This window comes from Roseomonas sp. HF4 (assembly GCF_005222755.1).
In the GTDB taxonomy this organism is placed as follows: domain Bacteria; phylum Pseudomonadota; class Alphaproteobacteria; order Acetobacterales; family Acetobacteraceae; genus Neoroseomonas.
In genome coordinates, this window is sequence record NZ_STGD01000016.1 from 22,978 (window position 1) to 42,563 (window position 19,586).

Below are 19,586 nucleotides of genomic sequence, written 5' to 3' on the forward strand. Positions count from 1 at the left end.
CCGGAACCCGACATGACCCGCCTGCCACGCCGCAGCCTCCTCGCCACCCCCATCGCGGGGCTCGCCGCCCCCGCCCTCGCGCAGGCACCCTGGCCGACCCGGCCCGTCCGCATCGTCGTGCCCTTCGGCACCGGCGGCGGCACCGACATCACCACCCGGCTGATCCAGCCCCGCCTGGCCGAGATCCTGGGCCAGGCCGTCGTGATCGAGAACCGCCCCGGCGCCGGCGGCGTGGTCGGCACCGACTACGTGGCGAAGCAGCCGCCGAACGGGGAGACCTTCGTCCTGTCGACCCTGTCGCCCATCGCGCTCGCCCGGGGCCTGCCCGCGCCCGTGCCCTTCGATGCGCGGCGCGACCTGGTCGCCATCGCGCCCACGGTCTTCGTGCCGATCGCCATGGCCATCACGACCCGCAACTTCGCGCCCCGCACGGCGGCCGAGTTCGTCGCGGCCCTCCGGGCCGCGCCCGGCCGCTACCAGTACGGGTCGTCGGGAATCGGCACCTCGGGGCACATCGCCTCGGCCACCTTCTGCATCAAGACGAACACCCAGGCGGTCCACGTGCCCTATCGCGGCGGCGGCCAGGTCTTCGCGGCGCTCACGGCCGGGGAGATCCAGTTCTGCTCGGACATCCCCTCCATCCTGAAGGGCTTCCAGGAAGGCGGCACCGCGCGCGTCATCTTCGTCGCGACCGACCAGCGGTCATCCCTGCTGCCCGACGTGCCGACGGCCGCCGAGGCCGGCATCCCGGGCTACAAGGCCTATTCCTGGTACGGCTTCTTCGCGCCCCGCGGCACGGCGCAGCACGTGGTGGACCGGATGGCGGCGGCGGTGGACCAGGCGCTCGCCGACCCCGTCATCAACGGGCGCCTCGAGGAGATGGGCACCCCCGCCATGCGCGGCTACACGCCCGAACGCTTCGCGCGCTACGTGCGCGACGAGATCGACCTCTGGGAGCCAGAGGTGCGGGCGCTGGGGATCCGGGCGGAGTAGGGCGAGCCGTCGCGCGGACAAGGCCGGGGGAGGAGAACCTCCCCCGAACCGGCTCCCCGCGACGTTGCTGCGCAGCGCCGCAGGGACCCCAAGCCCTCCCTTCCTTGGCACTTGGCGCCCATCCTCGAAGGTAGGGCGCCAAAGGACTAAGAAGGTTGTGGGGGGTCCGGGGGGAGAAGTTCCCTTCTCCCCCCCCCCTTCACCCCCCGCCCGCGTTGCGCCGCGCGAGCCGCATCCCGGCGATGTACCCCCAGGCCATGTTCGGCCCGATCGTCGTGCCCGTGCCGACGTTGCGCGTGCCGATCGGGCTCGCCATGGCGATGCCGGCCGCGAACAGCCCCGGGATGACGCTGCCGTCCGGGCGCAGCACCTCGGCATGTTCGTTCGTCCGCGCGCCCCCCTTGGTGCCGAGGATGGCGCGGCTGATCGGCAGGGCGATGAAGGGCGGGTGGGCGATCGGCTCGATTCCCGCCCGTCGCCGCTTGTCCCCGGCGGCGGCGGCGTCCGGGCGCGCGGGGCGGCCGAACGCCTCGTCCCGCCCCGCGGCGGCCGCGGCGTTGAAGCCGGCCACGCTCGCGGCCAGCGCCGCCGGCGGCAGGCCGGTCAGCGCCGCAAGCCCCGCGAGGTCGGGCGATTCGCGCAGCCAGCCGGGATCGGCCCGCGCCGCCCAGCGCGCCGGCGGCAGGCGTTCCAGCAGCCGGGAATCGCTGATCACCCAGGCCGGCAGGTGGACCGGCGCGCCCGTCGCGGGGTCGCGCGCATCCAGCGCCTCGCCGATGTTGAACGTCAGCTCGCTGACGAATCGCACCCCGTGCCGGTTCACCAGCATGGCGTTCGGCTCGGTGTGGAACGGCACGGGCTGCGCCAGGATGCGGCCCTGGTAGCGGACGGGAATCGACGGCGCGATGGTCGCCTGGTCCATCCGCGCGAGCGCCGCACCGGCCGCGGCCGCCATGCGCTGCCCGTCGCCCTCGTTGCCCGAGGGACTGCCGAGGTAGTCCACCGGCCCCGGGAAATGCCGCGCGAGCAGCCCGGCCTCCCATTCGAAGCCGCCGGTCGCGATGACCACGCCGCGCCGCGCCGCCCACGCCTCCCGCCGCCCGGCGCGCTCGACCACGGCGCCGGTCACGGTGCCGTCGGGCGCCTGCGTCAGTTCCATGGCGCGGGCACCGAGGAACACCTCCACCCCCTGGTCGAGGCACCCGCGCAGCAGCCCCGTGACCAGCGCCGTCCCCTTGCCCCGGCTGTTGGTCAGCCACCGCCAGAGCAGACGCGGCCAGAGCGAAAGCGCCGTCCGATAGGGCTTGTGATAGAGGTCGGTCGTCACCGCCTCGTGGTAGGTGAAGATCTCGGGGATGGTGGACCGCCGGATCCGGCGCGCGAATCGCCCCGCCCGCCAGCGACTGAGCGCGCGGGGACTGAGCATCCGCCCCCGGTCCTTGGCGCCGGGCAGGCCGCGCAGCGGGTCGGGCTCGGGCGTCAGCGCGAATCGGAGCGGCGTCGCGGCCTCGACGAAGCGCAGCATCTCGGGCCCCGCGCGCAGGAAGGCCTGCCAGAGCGCATCCTCCTCCGCCGCCCAGCCGGGCGGCGCGCCGGCACGGACATAGGCGAGCGCCTCCTCGACGCTGTCCTCGATGCCGGCGGCGGCGGCGTGGTGGTTGGCCGGCACCCAGGTGCCGGCGCCCGACATGGCGCTGGTACCGCCCAGCCGGTCTGTCTTCTCCAGCACCACCACCGAAAGCCCCTGCGCGGCCGCGGTCAGCGCCGCCGTCAGCCCCGCCGAGCCCGAGCCCAGCACCAGCACATCCGTCCGGAAATCCACCATGCGCCGTCATCGCGCCGTGGGCGCCGTGCGGCAAGGGGGGGGGGAGAAGGGAACTTCTCCCCCCGCGCCCCCCTCAACCTTTTTTGGGACCCGGGGCGGGGCTGCGGGCCAGGGATCATGCGGCCGGCGGCGACAGCGCAGGTGAGGACGCGCTTCACCCCCATGGACCGCACCGATCGCCGCCATCCGCCGGCTTGATTGGCGCCGCCACGCGCGCGGGCGCAAATGACCGCCAGCAGCAACGAGGACCCGCGCCATGACCGCCGCCATCCACCCCGCCACCCGCATCGGCCATGTCCACCTGAAGGTCGCAAACCTCGACCGCGCGCTCGGCTTCTGGCGGGACGTGATCGGGCTCGGGGAACAGCAGCGCCTCGGCGACCGCGCCGTGTTCCTCTCGGCCGGCGGCTACCACCACCACATCGCGCTCAACACGTGGGAGAGCCTGGACGGCGCCTGGCCGCCGCCGGGCACGACGGGGCTGTTCCATGTCGCGCTGCTCTACCCGGACCGCGCCGCGCTGGCGGATGCGCTCAAGCGGTTGCTCGACGCCGGCTGGCCGCTGGAAGGCGCGTCGGACCATGGCGTGTCGGAAGCGATCTACCTGCGTGACCCGGACGGCAATGGGGTCGAGCTCTATCGCGACCGGGTGGAGGCGGAATGGCCGCGCGACGCGGCGGGGAACCTCGCGATGGTGACGCGGCGGCTCGACCTCGAGCAGTTGCTGGCCGCGGCGGCATGAGGCGCAACCGGAGAGGCATCGCCCCTCCGGACCACCCCGCCAAGGGCTTCAGGCCCTTGGAACCCCCGACATGGCGGCCGCTACCCGACCTCCTCGCGCAGCATCTCGAGTTCGAGCCAGCGTTCCTCGGCCGCGGCCAGCGCGGCCTGCGCCAGCGCCAGCGCCTCGGTCGTGCGGGCGAAGCCGGCCGCGTCGCGGGCATAGAAGGCGGGAGCCGCCACCTTCGCCTCCAGCGCGGCCACCTCGGCGCCGAGCTTCTCCATCCGTGCGGGCAGCGTCTTCAGTTCGTGCTGGTCCTTCGCGTTCAGCCCGCGGCGCCTGGCCGGCGGCGCGGCGCGCGGCGCAGCCTCGGCCTTCGCGGCGGCGGGCTTCGCGGCAGCCTCGGCCGCCCGCGCCCGCACGCCATGGCCGCGCTGCGCCACCATGTCGGAATAGCCGCCGGCATATTCCTGCCAGCGCCCCTCCCCTTCCCAGGCGATCACGCTGGTGACCGTGCGGTCCAGGAAGTCGCGGTCGTGGCTGACCAGGATGACGGTGCCGGCATACTCGGCCACGAGTTCCTGCAGCAGGTCGAGCGTCTCGAGGTCGAGGTCGTTGGTCGGTTCGTCCAGCACCAGCAGGTTGGACGGGCGGGCGAAGGCGCGCGCCAGCATCAGCCGCCCGCGCTCGCCGCCCGACAGGGCGGACAGCGGCGTGCGCGCCTGCTCCGGCGTGAACAGGAAGTCCTTCATGTAGCCGATCACGTGGCGCGGCTGGCCGTTCACATGCACTTGGTCGCCACGCCCCTCGGTCAGCGCCTCGGCCAGCGTCAGGCCGGGGTCGAGGCTCGCGCGCTTCTGGTCGAGCCCCACCATCTCGATCGCCGTGCCGAGTCGCACCTCACCCGCATCCGGCGCCAGCACGCCGGTGAGCATGTTGAGCAGCGTCGTCTTGCCCGCCCCGTTCGGCCCGACGATGCCGACCCGGTCGCCGCGCAGGATGCGCGTCGAGACATCCCGCACCACCGCGCGCCCGCCATAGGACTTGCAGATGCCCTCGGCGGCGACGACGAGGTTGCCCGACCCCGCCGCCTCGCTCGCCGCCATGCTGACACGGCCCTGCGCGCCGACGCGCTCGCGGTGCTTCTGCCGCAGCGCGTGCAGCCCCTCGAGGCGGCGGACGTTGCGTTTGCGCCGGGCGGTGACGCCGTAGCGCAGCCAATGTTCCTCGCGCACGATCTTGCGCGCGAGCTTGTGGGCGTCGCGCTCCTCCTCCTCCAGCACCTGGTCGCGCCAGGCCTCGAAATGGGCGAAGCCCTGCTCGATCCGCCGCGTCGTGCCGCGATCCAGCCAGGCCATGGCGCGCGACAGGCGTTCGAGGAACCGCCGGTCATGGCTGATCAGCACCAGCGCCGAGGACAGCGACGCCAGTTCGGATTCCAGCCACTCGATCGCCGGCAGGTCGAGGTGGTTGGTCGGCTCGTCCAGCAGCAGGATGTCGGGCTCGGGCGCCAGCGCGCGGGCGAGCGCCGCGCGCCGCGTCTCGCCGCCCGACAGCGCGGCGGGGGCTTCGTTGCCGCTCATGCCGAGTTCGCCGAGGAGGTAGCGCGCGCGGTGCGCGTCGTCCGAGGGGCCGAGCCCCGCCTCGACATAGGCCAGCACGTTCGGGAAGGCCGAGAGGTCGGGCTCCTGCTCCAGGTAGCGCAGCGTCGCGCCGGGCTGCAGGAAACGGGTGCCGCCCTCGGGCTCGACCAGGCCGGCCGCGACCTTCAGCAGCGTCGACTTGCCCGACCCGTTCCGCCCGACCAGCGCAAGGCGTTCGCCCGGGGAGACGGACAGCGACGCGCCCTCCAGCAGGCGCGTCGCGCCGAAGCCGTGGCGGATGTCGGTCAGCAGCAGGAGCGGGGGCGCCGCCATGCGCGTCACCCCGCGAAGGGGTCGCGCATCATGATGGTGTCGTCGCGTTCCGGGCTCGTGGACAGCAGCACGATCGGCGCCTCGACCAGTTCCTCGATGCGCCGGACGTACTTCACCGCTTCCGCCGGCAGTTCGGCATAGGACCGCGCGCCGCGCGTCGAGCCGGACCAGCCTTCCAGCGTCTCGTAGATCGGCTCGGCCGCCGCCTGCGCGCGGAAAGCGGCCGGCAGGCGCTTCACCGTCTCGCCCCCGATGCGATAGCCGGTGCAGATGCGCAGTTCCGGCAGCCCGTCCAGCACGTCGAGCTTGGTCAGCACCAGCCCCTGCACGCCGCCCACCTTCACCGCCTGGCGCACCATGCAGGCGTCGAACCAGCCGCAGCGGCGCGGCCGGCCGGTCACGGTGCCGAATTCGTGCCCGCGCTCGCCGAGCAGCCGGCCGGTCTCGTCGTGCAGTTCCGTCGGGAACGGCCCCGATCCGACGCGCGTCGTGTAGGCCTTGGCGATGCCGAGCACGAAGCCGATCGCATCCGGCCCGCAGCCCGCCCCCGCCGCCGCATTGCCCGCCACCGTGTTCGACGACGTGACGTAGGGGTAGGTGCCGTGGTCGACGTCGAGCATCACGGCCTGCGCGCCCTCGAACAGCACGCGCTTGCCGGAATGCCGCGCCTCCTCCAGGCGTTCCCAGACGGCCTCGGAGAAGGGCAGCAGCCTGGGCGCCAGCGCGAGCAGCCCGTCGAGCAGCGCCTGCTTCCCGAATTCCGGCGCGCCGAGGCCGCGGAACAGCGCGTTGTGGTGCAGCAGCAATTCATCGAGCTTGGCCGACAGCGTCTCGGGCTCCGCGAGGTCACAGAGGCGGATCGAGCGCCGCCCCACCTTGTCCTCGTAGGCGGGCCCGATGCCGCGCCCGGTGGTGCCGATCCTGTCCTCGCCCCGCGCCGCCTCGCGCGCCTTGTCGAGCGCGGGATGCAGCGGGAGGATGAGCGGCACGTTCTCGGCGATGCGGAGGTTCTCGGGGCTCACCTGCAGCCCCTGGGCGGTGACCTTCGCGATCTCCGACAGCAGCGCCTCGGGGTCGAGCACCACGCCGTTGCCGATGATGCCGAGCTTGCCGCGCACCACGCCGGACGGCAGCAGGGACAGCTTGTAGGTCTGGTCCCCCACCACGAGCGTATGGCCGGCATTGTGGCCGCCCTGGAACCGCACGACGATGTCGGCGCGGGAGGCGAGCCAGTCCACCACCTTGCCCTTGCCCTCGTCGCCCCACTGGGCGCCGATCACGGCGACATTGGCCATCGGGTCAGTCCTTCGTCACGACGGGGACGGCCGCGCCGTCCTTCAGTTCATGGGTGCAGCGCAGGCGCGCGGGCGTGTCCTCGGGCGCCAGCGCCGCGACGGTCGCGAAGCCCCGGGCTCGCATCGCCGCGCCATCGGCGCCGAGCGGCAGGAACAGCCGTGGCTTCGGCGCCACCGGCGGCGCCGCGCGCAGCACCGCATCGGGATAGAGCGACATCCCCGTCGCCGGCTCGTCGTTCTGGGAGACATAGCGCCCGCCGCGCGCCAATTCGCCCGACATGCCCGGCCCGTACAGCGTGAAGGCGACGCCCGTGTGGTAGCGGAAGCCGCGGAACTCGACCGGGTCGAGCGTGATGCGCAGCGCCGCCGCGCGGGCGCGGATCGCGCCCAGCACGGCGGCCGCGTTCAGGGCGATGGCGCGCGCCGCCGGCGGCAGCGCCGCATCCTCGAGCGCGGCCAGCGCGCCATCCGCCGGCCCGGCCGCCGCCATCAGCCCCGGCAGCGCCGCGAGAGCGCCGCCCTGGTCCTGCACCAGCGAAGTGACCGCCGCGCTGTCCTTGCGGTCCAGCGCGCGGGCCAGGCGCGCGCGCAGCGCGGCGTCCGCGCCTGCCGCGTCGAACAGCGCCGGCACCATGGTCGGCAGCGTGACATCGAGGCTGACCGCCGTGACGCCGACGGCCGCCAGCGCCTCGACCGCGACGATCGCGACCTCGGCATCGGCGGCCGGCGCCGCGCCGCCGATCAACTCGATCCCCGCCTGCGGCAATTGCCGGGCGGGGGCCAGCTGCGTGCCGCGCACGCGCAGCACCTGGCCCGCGTAGCAGAGCCTGAGCGGCCGCGCCTGGGCGGCCAGGCGCGTCGCCGCGATGCGGGCCACCTGCGGCGTGGTGTCCGCGCGCAGCCCCATCATGCGCTGGCTGACCGGGTCCATCAGGCGGAAGGTCTGCTCGGCGACGGCGGCGCCGGACCCTGCCAGCAGGCTGTCCTCGAATTCCAGCAGCGGCGGCTTGATGCGTTCGTACCCATGCGCCGCGAAGACGCCCATCATCGCCTCGACCAGCGCAGCCTCACGCTCGGCCTCGGGCGGCAGCAGGTCCGCCAGGCCGGCAGGCAGCAGGGCGGGGTTGGGCAGGTCGTCGGTCATCTCAGGCGGCAGGGTGTGGCAGGGGCGGTGGCGCGGGGCAACCCCGCCCGCGGCCATGGCGGTCAGAGCTGTGATTCGACCGGCAGAAGCCGCACGAGCCGCGCCAGCACCCGGCGGATGCGGGAGGCCTCGGGCTCCCGCGCCAGGACCCGGAGCGTCCCGTCCACCTGGGCGGTCCAGAGCAGCCGCCCTGGCCCCGCGCGCGTCACGCGCCAGCTCCGGAGCGGGGAGGCGAGCCGCGCGTGCTCCTCCCGCAACTGCCGCGCCACCTCGTCGTTGCGCACGAAGGTGCCCATCTCGGTGTTGAGCGCGACCGAGCGCGGGTCGAGGTTGAAGGAGCCCACGAAGCCGCGCTCCCCGTCCAGCACAAGGGCCTTGGTGTGCAGGCTGGCGCCGCGGGAGCCGAAGACGCTCGCCCCCTCGTCGCGCGTCGGCTTCATCTCGTGCAGCGTGATCCCGGCGGCGAGCAGCCCTTCCCGGTAGCGGGCATAGCCGCCATGCACCGCGACCACGTCCGTCGCGGCCAGGGAGTTCGTCACGACCGAGACCCGCACGCCGGCCTGCGCCATCCCGGCCAGCAGCGCGGCGCCGGCCGGACCGGGCACGAAATAGGGGGAGATGATCAGCGCCTCCCGCCGCGCGGAGCGCAGCGCGGCAAGGACGGCATGGGCCACGCCCTCCCCGGCCCGTGCGCGGCCCTTGGCCTTGGCGGGCGGGTCGGCCACCACCTCGATCTCCGTGGGCGCCACGGGCACGAAGCGGGCGTCCGGGTCATCGGCCAGGATGCGGCCGACGGCCGGGTCGGCGTCGAGCCGGTCGAAGAAGGGCCGCGCCGCGGGCGCTCGCGCTGCGGCGTCGAGCCGGCGCATCAGCCGCCGCGCCGCGCGCCGGCGATAGGCGACGCGGCTGATCCGGCGCAGCGGCGCCGAGAGCGGATGGTTCCAGTATCGGTCGAAGGCCGCCTGCACCTGGCCCGCCCCCTCCCCCGAGATGGCGAGGTCGAGGTCGCGGAAGTTGAACGCGCCGGAGGTGTCGAAATACTCGTCGCCGATGTTCCGCCCGCCCTGGATCGCGAGGCGCCCATCCACGATCCAGGCCTTGTTGTGCATGCGCCGGTTCAGGTGCCAGCCGCCGAACAGCATCTCGAGCAGCAGGCCCGGCGGGCCGAAGCGGCGCCAGCGGGTCGCGTTGAACAGCCGCACCTCGATCCGGCCATGGGTGTCGAGGGCGGCGAGCACGCGCTCGGCGCCGACGGCGTACATGTCGTCCAGCAACAGGCGCACGCGCACGCCGCGCTCGGCGACGCCCAGCACCTCGCGCGCCAGCAGGCCGCCCGTGAGGTCGCCGCGCCAGATGTAGTATTGCAGGTCGAGGCTGGTCTCGGCCCTGCGGGCGGCAGCCACGCGGGCAGCGAAGGCGGTCAGCCCGTCCGGCATCAGCGCGACGCCGCCGGCGGGCACCTCGCGTTCCCGCGGGGCCGCGTCCATGCGGCGCCGCCTCGCGTCAGGCGGCCTCGGACAGGGCCGGGGCCAGGGCCGGCGCCTGCACCGCGGCCAGGTCGATCACCGCCCGGATCGGCAGGTGGTCGGAAGCGACGCGCGCGCGCGGCGTGTCATGCGCCTCAACGCCGAGCACGAGGCCGCGCGGCCGGCCGAGGATGCGGTCGAGCGCGAGGACCGGCAGGCGGCTCGGGAAGGTGGCGGGGCCGGGCACGGCGCCGCCGAAGCCGTCCTCCAGCGCGCGCAGCGAGGAGCGCGGCCCCGGCCGCCATTCGTTGAGGTCGCCGAAGACGAGCGTCGGCACGTCCTCGGCCTCGGCCAGCGCGGCCAGGATGGCCATGGCCTGTTGCGCCCGGTGGCGTCGCAGCAGCCCGAAATGCGCCGCGACGACGCAGAGCCGGCCGGCCGGCAGGTCGAGCTCGGCCATCACCGCGCCGCGCGGCTCGCCGCCCGGCAGCACCAGGCGGCGCTGGCGGATCACCCGGGCGTTGCGCACCAGCAGCGCATTGCCGCGCCAGCCATGCCCGCCGGGCTCGAGCGAGAGCGGCAGAAGCGAGAGGCCGGTGCGCCGTTCCAGCGCCGGCATGTCGAGCAGCCCGTGCCGGCGGCCGAAGCGGCGGTCGGCTTCCTGCAGCGCGAGGATGTCCGCGTCGAGCTCCGCGATGACGGCGGCGACGCGCGCCGGGTCGAAGCGGTTGTCCGTGCCCACGCATTTGTGGATGTTGTAGGAGGCGACGGCCAGCGCCCCGGCCGGCACGGGGCGGCGGGCCGGCGGCTCGACACGCAGGCGGTCACGCAGCCCCGCAAGCAACCTGGGCAGGGCAGGCACGCGGGCAGGAGTGGGCCGCTCGGTCGGCAGCATCATCTATGGTCGGTCCCGTATCGGGTGCGAGCCGGCACCCAACGGAGCCGCGACTGCACATATAGAACGCGAAGCCCCGGGATTGCACGCTGGAAGCGTAAGGATCGGATGAACCGCCTACATGGGTGGGGCGCGGGGCGCGGCCGCGCCCCGCGCCGGTCAGAAGGCCAGCGCCGTCGCCTGCACGACCAACGGCAGGCCGCGGACGCCCGCCAGCACATCCTCCGGCATCGGGCCATCCAGCCCAACCAGGCAGATCGCGTCCCCGCCGGGGGCGGACCGCCCCAGGTGGAAGGTCGCGATGTTGATGCCCGCATCGGCCAGCGCCATGCCGAAGCGGCCGATGAAGCCCGGCTTGTCCTGGTTCGTGACGTAGAGCATGTGCGGCGCGAAGTCGGCCTCGACCGCGATGCCCTTGATCTCGATCAGGCGCGGCCGGTTCTCGGCCAGCAGCGTCCCCGCGATGGATTTCTCGTAGCGGTCGGTCACGACGGTCAGGCGGACCAGCGTCTGGTATTCGCCGCTGCGCTCGAGCACGGTCTCGGCCACCTCGATGTCGCGCTGCTTGGCCAGCACCGGCGCGTTGACCATGTTGACCGCGCCCATCAGCGGCGTCAGCACGCCGGCCAGCGCGGCGGCGGTCAGCGGGCGGTGGTTCAGCTCCGCCGCATGGCCCTCGTATTCGACGCGGATCGCCCTGATCGCGCCGTCCTGCGCGGCGGTCAGCTGCCCGGCCATGGCGCCCAGCATGCGCGCCAGTTCCATGTAGGGCTTGAGGCGCGGCGCTTCCTCGGCCGTCACGCTCGGCATGTTGATGGCGTTGGAGACGGCGCCCGACAGAAGGAAGTCGGCCATCTGGTCGGCCACCTGGAGCGCCACGTTCTCCTGCGCCTCGGCCGTCGCGGCACCGAGATGGGGCGTGCAGACCACGTTCTCGAGCCCGAACAGCGGGCTCGCGGTCGCGGGCTCGGTCTCGAACACGTCGAGCGCGGCGCCGGCCAGGTGGCCCGAGACCAGCGCGTCATGCAGCGCCGCCTCGTCCACCAGGCCGCCGCGGGCGCAGTTGATGAGCCGCGCGCCGGGCTTCATGCGCGCGATGTTCTCGCGCGACAGGATGTTCCGCGTCTGCTCGGTCATCGGCACGTGCAGCGTGACGAAATCGGCGCGGTGCAGCAGGTCGTGCAGCTCCGCCTTCTCGACGCCGAGATCGAGGGCGCGCTTCTCCGACAGGAAGGGATCGTAGGCGACCACCTTCATCTTCAGCCCGACCGCGCGGTCGGCGACGATCGCGCCGATGTTGCCGCAGCCGATCAGGCCGAGCGTCTTGCCGAACAGCTCGACGCCCATGAAGCGGTTCTTCTCCCACTTGCCGGCCTTGGTGGAGGCGCTCGCCTCGGGCAGCTGGCGGGCGAGGGCGAACATCATCGCGATGGCGTGCTCGGCCGTCGTGATCGCGTTGCCGAAGGGCGTGTTCATCACGACCACGCCGCGCGTGGTGGCGGTGGTCACGTCCACGTTGTCCACGCCGATGCCGGCGCGGCCGACCACCTTGAGCCGCGGCGCGGCCTCCATCAGTTCGCGCGTGACCTTGGTGGCCGAGCGCACCGCGAGCCCGTCATAGGCGCCGATGATCTCGCGGATCTCGGCGGGCTTGAGGCCGGGCTTGAAGTCCACCTCGATGCCGCGGTCGCGGAAGATCTGAACGGCGGCGGGGGAGAGCTTGTCGGAAATCAGGACCTTCGGGGTTTTGGAGAGCATCGGTCAGGCCACCACGATCTCGGCTTCGACGGCGGCGAGCGCCCAGTCGAGCCAGGGCAGCAGCGCCGCGATGTCGGCGGTCTCGACGGTCGCGCCGCCCCAGATGCGCAGGCCCGGCGGCGCGTCGCGATAGGCGCCGGCGTCGAGTGCCACGCCTTCCTTCTCCAGCAGGCCCGCGAGTTTCTTCGCCGCAGCCGCCTGCGCCTCCGCCCCCATGACGGTGAACCAGGGCGCGGTGATGGTCAGGCAGATCGAGGTGCAGGAGCGCGTCGCCGGGTCCTCGGCGAGGAAGCCGAAGCCCGAGCCCGCCGCGACCCAGGCCGCGATGGCGGCGAGGTTCGCCTCGCTCCGCGCGACCAGCCCCTTCAGGCCGCCCACGCTCTCCGCCCAGCGGAGCCCGTCCAGCGCGTCCTCGACGCAGAGCATCGACGGCGTGTTGATCGTCTCGCCCTTGAAGATGCCCTCGTTGAGCTTCCCGTCCTTGGTCATGCGGAAGATCTTCGGCATCGGCCAGGTCGGCTTGTGGGATTCGAGCCGCGCCACCGCGCGCGGGCTGAGCGCCAGCATCCCGTGTGCCGCCTCGCCGCCCAGCACCTTCTGCCAGGACCAGGTCACGACATCGAGCCGGTCCCAGGGGAGGTCCATCGCGAAGGCGGCGCTGGTCGCGTCGCAGATCGCGAGCCCGTCCCGCTGCACGGGGATGAAGTCGGCATGGGGCAGCCGCACGCCGGAGGTCGTGCCGTTCCAGACGAACACCACGTCGCGGCTGGCGGCATCCACCTGCTCAAGGTTCGGCAGCCTTCCGTAGGGCGCGTCGATCACGCGCGCATCGGTGAGCTTCAGCTGCTTCACCACATCCGTCGCCCAGTCCTTCGAGAAGGATTCCCAGGCCAGGATGTCGACGCCGCGGGCGCCGAGCATGGACCACAGCGCCATCTCGACCGCGCCGGTGTCCGACGCCGGCACGATGCCGAGCCGCCAGCCGGCCGGCAGGCCGAGGATCGCCTTCGACCGATCGATCACCTCGGCGAGCTTCGCCTTGGGATCCTTCGCGCGGTGGCTGCGCCCGAGCAGCGCGCCCTCCAGCGCGGCCAGCGACCAGCCGGGGCGCTTGGCACAGGGACCGGAGGAGAAATTGGGGTTGGCCGGACGGATGTCCGGCTTCGGGGCGGCGTTCGCCATGAGGTGCTCCCTTCCAGAAGCGGATGCGCCCCGGTGGGGGGGCGTGGCCCGGGCGGAGGGTTACGCCCGAAGCCCCGGCTCGATCAAGCCCGGATGGACAGGCCCGCGATGATGGCGAAGGGGTCCGTGGGTGCCGCCGCCTGCCCCTCGGCCGCCCGGTTCGCCGCGGCGATCAGGTAGCGTTCCGCGAGTTTGCGCACCGCGCGGTCATCCTGCAGCGCCTCGAGCTTCAGCCGGGACGTGACGGCGCGGCCCTGCGCCTCCACCCCCTGGATGGCGATCTGGTCCGGCAGGCCGAGCGCGCCCGTCACCACCCGCCGCAGCACCGCATCGCCCAGCACGTCGAAGACATCCTCCGCATTGCGCGCGGATTCGAGGAAATAGAGCGCATCCGCGAGCCCCGCCTGCTGGTCGTCGAGGCCCGATCGGTACTGGTACTTCAGGAAGGCATCCGACAGCCGCTGCACCATGGCCGGGTCGCGCAGCCCGTCGAGCCCGGCCTCGAACACGCCGAGCGTCCGCGCCGCCGCCTGCCAGGTCGCGCCGAGCCTGGCGGCGAGGCCGTTGCGGTCATCGGGGTCGGACAGCAGGGCCTTCCGCGCGAGCGCCGGGCTGCCTGCTTGATCCGGCAGGCCGAGCGCGGGCATCACCACCTTGAGGATGCGCGGGTCGGACAGCGCGGCCTCGATGCTGCCGGCCTTGTCGAGCGCCTGGCGGAACTGCGCCAGCGCGGTCAGCGACACGGGGTCCTTGCGTTCCTGCGCGATGCCCTTCGCCTCGGCGCCCGCTTCCGTCGCGCGGCGCAGCGCCGGGATGGCGGTCGCGGCATTGCCCGCGGCCGCGCCCTGCGACGACACGCCGAACAGCGCCTGGATCTGCGGCAGGGAGAGATTCATCGCGCGACCATGGCGACGCGCGCCTCACCAATGCCTTAACGGCACGCTCGCCGCCGGGCCCGAGGACCGATAGACACGCGCCATGCCCGATCCCGCCTCGCCGACCCCCGGACAGGGGGCGGCGCCCATGCCCGTCATCGTGGGCGCGCCGCGTTCGGGCACCACGCTGCTGCGCATGATGCTCGACAGCCACCCCGCGATCGCCATCCCGCCCGAGACCGGCTTCCTGCCCGCCTGCGCCGCGCTCGCGGAAGCGGGCACGGCCGATGCCGCCGCACTGATCGACCTCATCGAACGGCCGGGCGACCCCTGGTCCAGCTGGGTCGATTTCGGCCTCGACCGGGCGACCTTGGCCGAGGCGCTCGGCCGGATCCGCCCCTTCGACGTGGCAGGGGACGTGCGCGCCTTCTACCGGGCCTATGCCGCCCGGCACGGCAAGCCGCTCGGCGGCGACAAGACGCCCGCCCATGTCGCCGCGATCCCCGCCATCGCGCGCCTGCTGCCCGAGGCGCGCTTCATCCACCTCATCCGCGACGGCCGCGCCGCCGCCGCCTCGCTCCGGCCGCTCTGGTTCGCGCCGGGCACCGATATCGAGACCCTGGCGCGGCACTGGCGCGACCTCGTCGCCGCCGGCCGGGCAGCCGCGGCGGCCGGGCACCCGGTGCTCGAACTGCGCTACGAGGCGCTGCTCGCAGAGCCGGAAGCGGCGCTGCGCCGGGCGGCTGCCTTCCTTCGCATCGACTACGACCCGGCGATGCTGCGCTACCACGAACGCGCGGCGACCCGGCTGGCCGAGCACCAGGGCCGCGTCGCGGCGGACGGCACCGTGCTTCTCGACCGGGATCGCCGCCTCGACCAGCAGCGCCTGGTGCGCGAGCCGCTCCGCCCCGCGCGCGCCGAGGCCTGGCGCGGCCTCCTCACCCCGGCCGAGATCCGCGCCTTCGGGGTCGTGGCCGGCGACCTCCTGGCCGAGCTCGGCTACCGGCCCGACTGATGCAGCCGGCCGAAGGTCCGGACGCATCCGCGCGCAGGGTTGACGGGCGCCGATCGAAGCTCGCTTCGATGGGACCCGGTGTGGCGGCTGCGCGCGACAGAAAGGTCATGCCGGCGGTCGCTGGCATGAACCCGCCTCGGCCGTGCCAGGTCAGAACCGCCCGGGGTCCACGGTCACGCCGTGATCAAGCGGCCCGTGCCCGGCGCCATAGCCCGGCGCCGCCGCGATCGCGGCCAGCACATAGGCGCGCGCCCGCGCCACCGCATCGCGCAGCCCCAGCCCCTGCGCGAGACCGGTGGCGATCGCGCTCGCCAGCGTGCAGCCGGTGCCGTGCGTGTGGCGCGTCGCGATGCGGGGGGAGACGAATTCCTCGACGCCGCCGGCCGTGACCAGCAGGTCGGTCACCGTATCGCCGTCCAGATGCCCGCCCTTGAGCAGCACCGCGGGCACGCCCAGCGCGCGCAAATCCGCGGCCGCCGCGCGCATCCCGGCGACGTCGCGGATCGGCCGGCCGGCCAGCACCTCGGCTTCCGGCAGGTTGGGCGTGATGACGGTCGCCAAGGGCAGCAGCCGCGCCTTCAGCGTGCCGACCGCGTCCGGCGCCAGCAGCGGATGCCCACCCTTCGCGACCATGACCGGGTCGGCCACCAGCGGCACGCCCCTGGCACGCGCGGCGACCTCCTCGCACACCGCCTCGATCACCGGGACGCTGTGCAGCATGCCGGTCTTGATGGCATCGGCGCCGAGGTCGTCCAGCACCACGGCGATCTGCTGGCGGATGAAGGCCGGATCCACGCCGACCACGCCATGCACGCCGAGCGTGTTCTGCGCGGTCAGCGCCGTGACCGCGGTCATGGCGAAGGCGCCGAGCGCGGTGACGGCCTTGATGTCGGCCTGGATTCCGGCGCCGCCGCCGGAATCGCTGCCGGCGATGATCAGTACGCGTCCTTGCATGGTCACTCCGTAAGACCGGGGGGAGCAGGGAACTTCTCCCCACGGTTTTCACTTTGCCGAAACGTCGAGCATGGCGGCGAGGCGTGAGGCAAGGGTGTCTTCCTCGGGGGCCAGGCCGGCCGCGCCGGCCTCGAGCATCGCCATGAGGGTGCCCGGTCAGTTCGATGCCGGGCAGACCGCCGGGATCGTCGGTCGGCGAGACGACGACGGTGTCGATCAGGGCACGGGCGGCCTCGAGGGCTTCGGCGCCGCCCTCGGCGGCGATGGCGTGGCGGAGATCGGCGTAGACCTGCGCGAGGTCGGGGTGCAGCGCCGGCGGGGCGACCGGCGGCCCGGCATCGAGCGCGGCCTGCCGGTCTCGCTGCCGGGCCTCGGTACCGGCGGAGGCTTCGGCCGCCAGGCGGTTCGATTCCGCGATGAAGGTCGCGCAGAATTCGGCCACCCGGTCCGGCCGCATCTGCTGCGTCCCGCGCGCCCGGAACGGCACAATCTGCCGGCGACGACGGAGATGCATCCGGCCATCGTCGGCGCCAGACGGCGGCATCAGATCCGCGCGGCAACGCCGACTAGTCCAATGCCGTCGTCGCGCCACCCGTCGGCGCCGCGGTGCGCCCGCCATCCACCACATACTGCGCGCCGGTGACGTTGCCGGCGAGGTCGGAGCACAGGAACAGCACGACATTCGCCACTTCCTCGGCGGTGCCGTAGCGGCGCAGCGGGATGCCCGCGGTGTAGCGCGCCTCGACGCCGGCCGGATTGTTGGGCGAGACCTGGCGCGCCAGGTCGTCGATCATGCGCGTGGCGATCGGGCCGGGACAGACCGCGTTGACGCGGATGCCGACCGGCCCGACCTCGGCCGCCGCCACCTTGGTCAACCCGATCACCGCATGCTTGGACGCGACATAAGCCGGCATGCCCGCCGTGCCGATCAGCCCGGCCGTCGAGGCCGTGTTGACCACCGCGCCGCCCCGCTGGCGGATCATCACCGGCAGCACGTGCCTGAGGCCGAGAAACACGCCCTTCGCGTTCACGCCCATCACCGCGTCGTACACCGCCTCGTCGTATTCGGCGGTTGGCGCCACGCGGCCCTCGATGCCGGCGTTGTTGTGGAAGCAGTCGATGCTGCCGAAGGCATCGAGCGCCCGGGCGACATAGGCCGCGACATCGGCGCCGCGCGTCACGTCCGCGGTGCAGGCGATCGCCTGCGTGCCGCCGATCTCGGCGGCAACCGCGGCTGCGCCCGCGGCGTCGCGGTCAACGACCACCACCCGCGCGCCATGGCGCGCGAAGCCGAGGCAGACGGCCCGGCCGATGCCGTTGCCGCCGCCCGTGACGACGGCCACCTTGCCGGCGAAATCCATGTGCGTTCCCTCCGTGTTCAGCCCCGGGGCCCGGCGACGGGACATACGCCCCTGCCGTCGAGCCGCCCACCGGCACGACACCATCGCCGTCCCGGATCCGAACGACCAGGGCTCCGCACCACGTCAGGCATTCGGGACGGGAATTCGGCATAAGTGGCTCCCTGCCCGATCCCCCTGCCTTCCTTGTCGCCTGGCGCCACGCCTCGAGGCATCCGCGCCCGGTGGCAAGGAAGGGGTCCCCCCCCCCGGGGGGGGGAGAAGTCCCCTTCCCCCGCGCTCTTTGTCGCTCGCGCCCGGCGCCGCAGCCGAACCGTGCGATCTCACGCCACCCGCAGCCCTGCCAGGAAGCCGTCCACCTGGCCGCGCAGGCGCTCGGCCTGTTCCGCCAGTTCCGAGGATGCGGCCATCAGGTCCTGCGACGCGCCGCGGGTCTGCTCGGCGCCCTGCTTCACGCCGCCGGCGCTGCGCGACGCTTCCTGCGTGCCGGCGGCGGCCTCGGCGACGGCGCGACCGATCTCCTGCGTCGCCGCGGCCTGCTGCTCGGACGCCGCGGCGACCTGCGCCGTATTGGCGTTCAGTTCGCCGATCGTGCGCGCGATCGCGGCGATCGCCCCCACCGTGCGCGTCGTCTCGGCCTGCATCGCGGCGATTTGCGCGCCGATCTCCTCGGTCGCCTTCGCGGTCTGGGTCGCGAGGTTCTTGACCTCGCTCGCCACCACCGCGAAGCCCTTGCCGGCCTCGCCCGCGCGGGCCGCCTCGATCGTCGCGTTCAGCGCCAGCAGGTTCGTCTGCCCGGCGATATCGCTGATCAGGCGCACCACGTCGCCGATCTTGTTCGCGGCCTCGGCCAGGCCGCGCACCGTGGCGTCGGTCTCCTGCGCCGCCTCAGCCGCGCGGCCGGTGATGCCGGCGGTGTCGCGCACCTGGCGCGCCACCTCGGCGATCGAGGCCGCGAGTTCCTCGGCCGAGGCGGCGACGGTCTGCACGTTCGCGCTCGCCTGCTCGGACGCGGCGGCGACGACTGTCGCCTGGCGCGTGCCGTCCTCGGCGGTCTCGTTCAGCGTGGAGGCGGTGGCGGCCAGTTCGGTCGCGGCGCTGCCGACCGAACGCAGCACGCCCGCGGCCTCCTCCTCGAAGGCGGTGACCAGCGCATCGACGCGGCGGCCGCGCTCGGCGCGCGCCTGCTCGGCCTCCGCCTGGCGTGCGGCCAGCGCGTCGGCCTCCCGCAGCCCGTCGCGGCAGGCATCGAACGCGCGCGCCATGGCGCCGATCTCGTCGCCGTCCTTCGTTTCGGCCAGGGTGAAGGCGTAGTCGCGCTTCGCAAGCTGGCCGAGCGCCGCAGACAGGCGCCCGACGCGCCCGGCGATGCTGCGCCCGAGCAGCAGCGCGACGACAACCCCCGCCAGCAGCGCCACGGTGCCGAGCGCCAGGGTCGCAGTCAGGGCCAGGGTGCTCGTAGAGCCCGCCAGGGCCGCGCGCGCTTCGAGGTCCCGCGTGTCCAGGTCCTGCATGGCGCGAAGCGCGGTCTGCCACTGGTCGAAGACGGCGTAGGAGGTCTCGAGCATCCGGATGGCGCCGTCGCGGTCACCGGCCTCGAGCAGCCCGGCCAGCCCGCGCGTCGCCGCCATGTAGCGGTTCCCGAGTGCCTCGGCGGCGGCGGCGGCGCGCCGGATCTCGGGCGCGGTCACGAGCCGATGATGCTGTGCCCAGGCGCTCCGCATCTCGCCGGCCGCTTCCTCGATCCGGGCGAGCCGGCCGCGCCGGCCTTCCTCCCCGGGGAACAGGATGACCGCGAGCTGATCAGCCCGCAGCCGCCCGGCGTCGTAGCGATAGCGCCCGAGCAGTTCGACCGCGGGCGCCTGCACGTCGGTGATCTCGTCGAGGATGCCGTGGACGCTGCGCTGCGCCACGACGGACATCGCGCAGACCCCGACGAGCAGCAGAAGCACGACGGCGAAGCCACCCAGCAGCTTCGAACGGATGGACAGGCGGGACATGGGCAGTGATCTCCGGACGTATGCGCCGGCCCGGGGCGGGCCGGCACGCGGGGCAGGCCGATCGGCGCGCGCGAACCGCCCGAGCGGCCTGCAACCCTTACGACCACCGTCATTTCCGCCCCGCTAACGGCCATGACGCCCGCGTGTGTCCCGCCAGGGCTTCCCGCGGTCGCCTGCCTTCGTCACATT

At 73.6% G+C, this 19,586-nt stretch carries 16 protein-coding genes; 4 read left to right on the top strand and 12 right to left on the bottom strand.

The genetic code is table 11. The features are described from left to right. Positions 1-12 precede the first annotated feature (12 nt). Positions 13-993 carry a tripartite tricarboxylate transporter substrate binding protein gene (locus E8M80_RS20925; protein ID WP_137127678.1) on the top strand — a complete coding sequence of 327 codons (981 nt, stop codon included), beginning with the start codon at positions 13-15 and terminating at the stop codon, positions 991-993. A gap of 199 nt (positions 994-1,192) precedes the next feature. On the opposite strand, the gene E8M80_RS20930 is transcribed toward E8M80_RS20925, so the two are convergent. Then, positions 1,193-2,818 carry an FAD-dependent oxidoreductase gene (locus E8M80_RS20930; protein ID WP_137127679.1) on the bottom strand — a complete coding sequence of 542 codons (1,626 nt, stop codon included), beginning with the start codon at positions 2,816-2,818 and terminating at the stop codon, positions 1,193-1,195. Positions 2,819-3,074: 256 nt separating this feature from the next. On the opposite strand from E8M80_RS20930, the gene E8M80_RS20935 reads away from it, so the two are divergent. After that, a complete protein-coding gene (locus E8M80_RS20935) occupies positions 3,075-3,560 on the top strand; it encodes a VOC family protein (RefSeq protein ID WP_137127680.1) in 486 nt (161 codons plus the stop codon). An 80-nt stretch (positions 3,561-3,640) separates the two neighbouring features. Here the strand turns inward: E8M80_RS20935 and E8M80_RS20940 are convergent, their stop codons facing one another. The 8 genes from E8M80_RS20940 to E8M80_RS20975 form a co-directional block, all read right to left on the bottom strand. Then, positions 3,641-5,455 (bottom strand): ABC-F family ATP-binding cassette domain-containing protein, encoded by a 1,815-nt coding sequence (locus E8M80_RS20940; protein ID WP_137127681.1) that lies wholly within the window; start codon positions 5,453-5,455, stop codon positions 3,641-3,643. A gap of 5 nt (positions 5,456-5,460) precedes the next feature. Further along, entirely contained in the window at positions 5,461-6,750 is a 1,290-nt protein-coding gene (locus tag E8M80_RS20945; protein ID WP_137127682.1) for an adenylosuccinate synthase, read from the bottom strand. 4 nt (positions 6,751-6,754) lie between these two features. Then, positions 6,755-7,894: an ATP phosphoribosyltransferase regulatory subunit gene (locus E8M80_RS20950; RefSeq protein ID WP_137127683.1), complete on the bottom strand. Its 1,140-nt coding sequence runs from the start codon at positions 7,892-7,894 to the stop codon at positions 6,755-6,757. Positions 7,895-7,956: 62 nt separating this feature from the next. After that, positions 7,957-9,381, bottom strand: a complete 1,425-nt coding sequence (locus E8M80_RS20955) for a phospholipase D family protein (protein ID WP_137127684.1) — start codon at positions 9,379-9,381, stop codon at positions 7,957-7,959. Between the two features lie 16 nt (positions 9,382-9,397). Further along, entirely contained in the window at positions 9,398-10,258 is an 861-nt protein-coding gene (locus E8M80_RS20960; protein WP_137127685.1) for an endonuclease/exonuclease/phosphatase family protein, read from the bottom strand. A gap of 156 nt (positions 10,259-10,414) precedes the next feature. Then, entirely contained in the window at positions 10,415-12,013 is a 1,599-nt protein-coding gene (gene serA / locus E8M80_RS20965; protein WP_137127686.1) for a phosphoglycerate dehydrogenase, read from the bottom strand. 3 nt (positions 12,014-12,016) lie between these two features. Then, positions 12,017-13,195, bottom strand: a complete 1,179-nt coding sequence (locus E8M80_RS20970) for a phosphoserine transaminase (RefSeq protein ID WP_137127687.1) — start codon at positions 13,193-13,195, stop codon at positions 12,017-12,019. Positions 13,196-13,278: 83 nt separating this feature from the next. Further along, positions 13,279-14,091 carry a DUF1217 domain-containing protein gene (locus E8M80_RS20975; RefSeq protein WP_137127688.1) on the bottom strand — a complete coding sequence of 271 codons (813 nt, stop codon included), beginning with the start codon at positions 14,089-14,091 and terminating at the stop codon, positions 13,279-13,281. Between the two features lie 127 nt (positions 14,092-14,218). Here E8M80_RS20975 and E8M80_RS20980 point away from each other — a divergent pair, with 127 nt between their 5' ends. Then, the gene (locus tag E8M80_RS20980; RefSeq protein WP_206035712.1) at positions 14,219-15,085 is read left to right on the top strand and encodes a sulfotransferase; all 867 of its coding nucleotides are present in this window, start codon (positions 14,219-14,221) and stop codon (positions 15,083-15,085) included. A gap of 150 nt (positions 15,086-15,235) precedes the next feature. Here the strand turns inward: E8M80_RS20980 and thiD are convergent, their stop codons facing one another. Then, positions 15,236-16,039 (bottom strand): bifunctional hydroxymethylpyrimidine kinase/phosphomethylpyrimidine kinase, encoded by an 804-nt coding sequence (thiD, locus tag E8M80_RS20985; RefSeq protein ID WP_137127690.1) that lies wholly within the window; start codon positions 16,037-16,039, stop codon positions 15,236-15,238. A gap of 142 nt (positions 16,040-16,181) precedes the next feature. On the opposite strand from thiD, the gene E8M80_RS20990 reads away from it, so the two are divergent. Continuing rightward, positions 16,182-16,682 (top strand): hypothetical protein, encoded by a 501-nt coding sequence (locus tag E8M80_RS20990; RefSeq protein WP_137127691.1) that lies wholly within the window; start codon positions 16,182-16,184, stop codon positions 16,680-16,682. Here E8M80_RS20990 and E8M80_RS20995 read toward each other — a convergent pair. Both E8M80_RS20995 and E8M80_RS21000 read right to left on the bottom strand, forming a co-directional pair. Next, a complete protein-coding gene (locus tag E8M80_RS20995; RefSeq protein WP_170979547.1) occupies positions 16,606-17,400 on the bottom strand; it encodes an SDR family NAD(P)-dependent oxidoreductase in 795 nt (264 codons plus the stop codon). The genes E8M80_RS20990 and E8M80_RS20995 overlap by 77 nt on opposite strands. 320 nt (positions 17,401-17,720) lie before the next feature. After that, entirely contained in the window at positions 17,721-19,397 is a 1,677-nt protein-coding gene (locus E8M80_RS21000; RefSeq protein ID WP_137127693.1) for a methyl-accepting chemotaxis protein, read from the bottom strand. Positions 19,398-19,586: the final 189 nt, after the last annotated feature.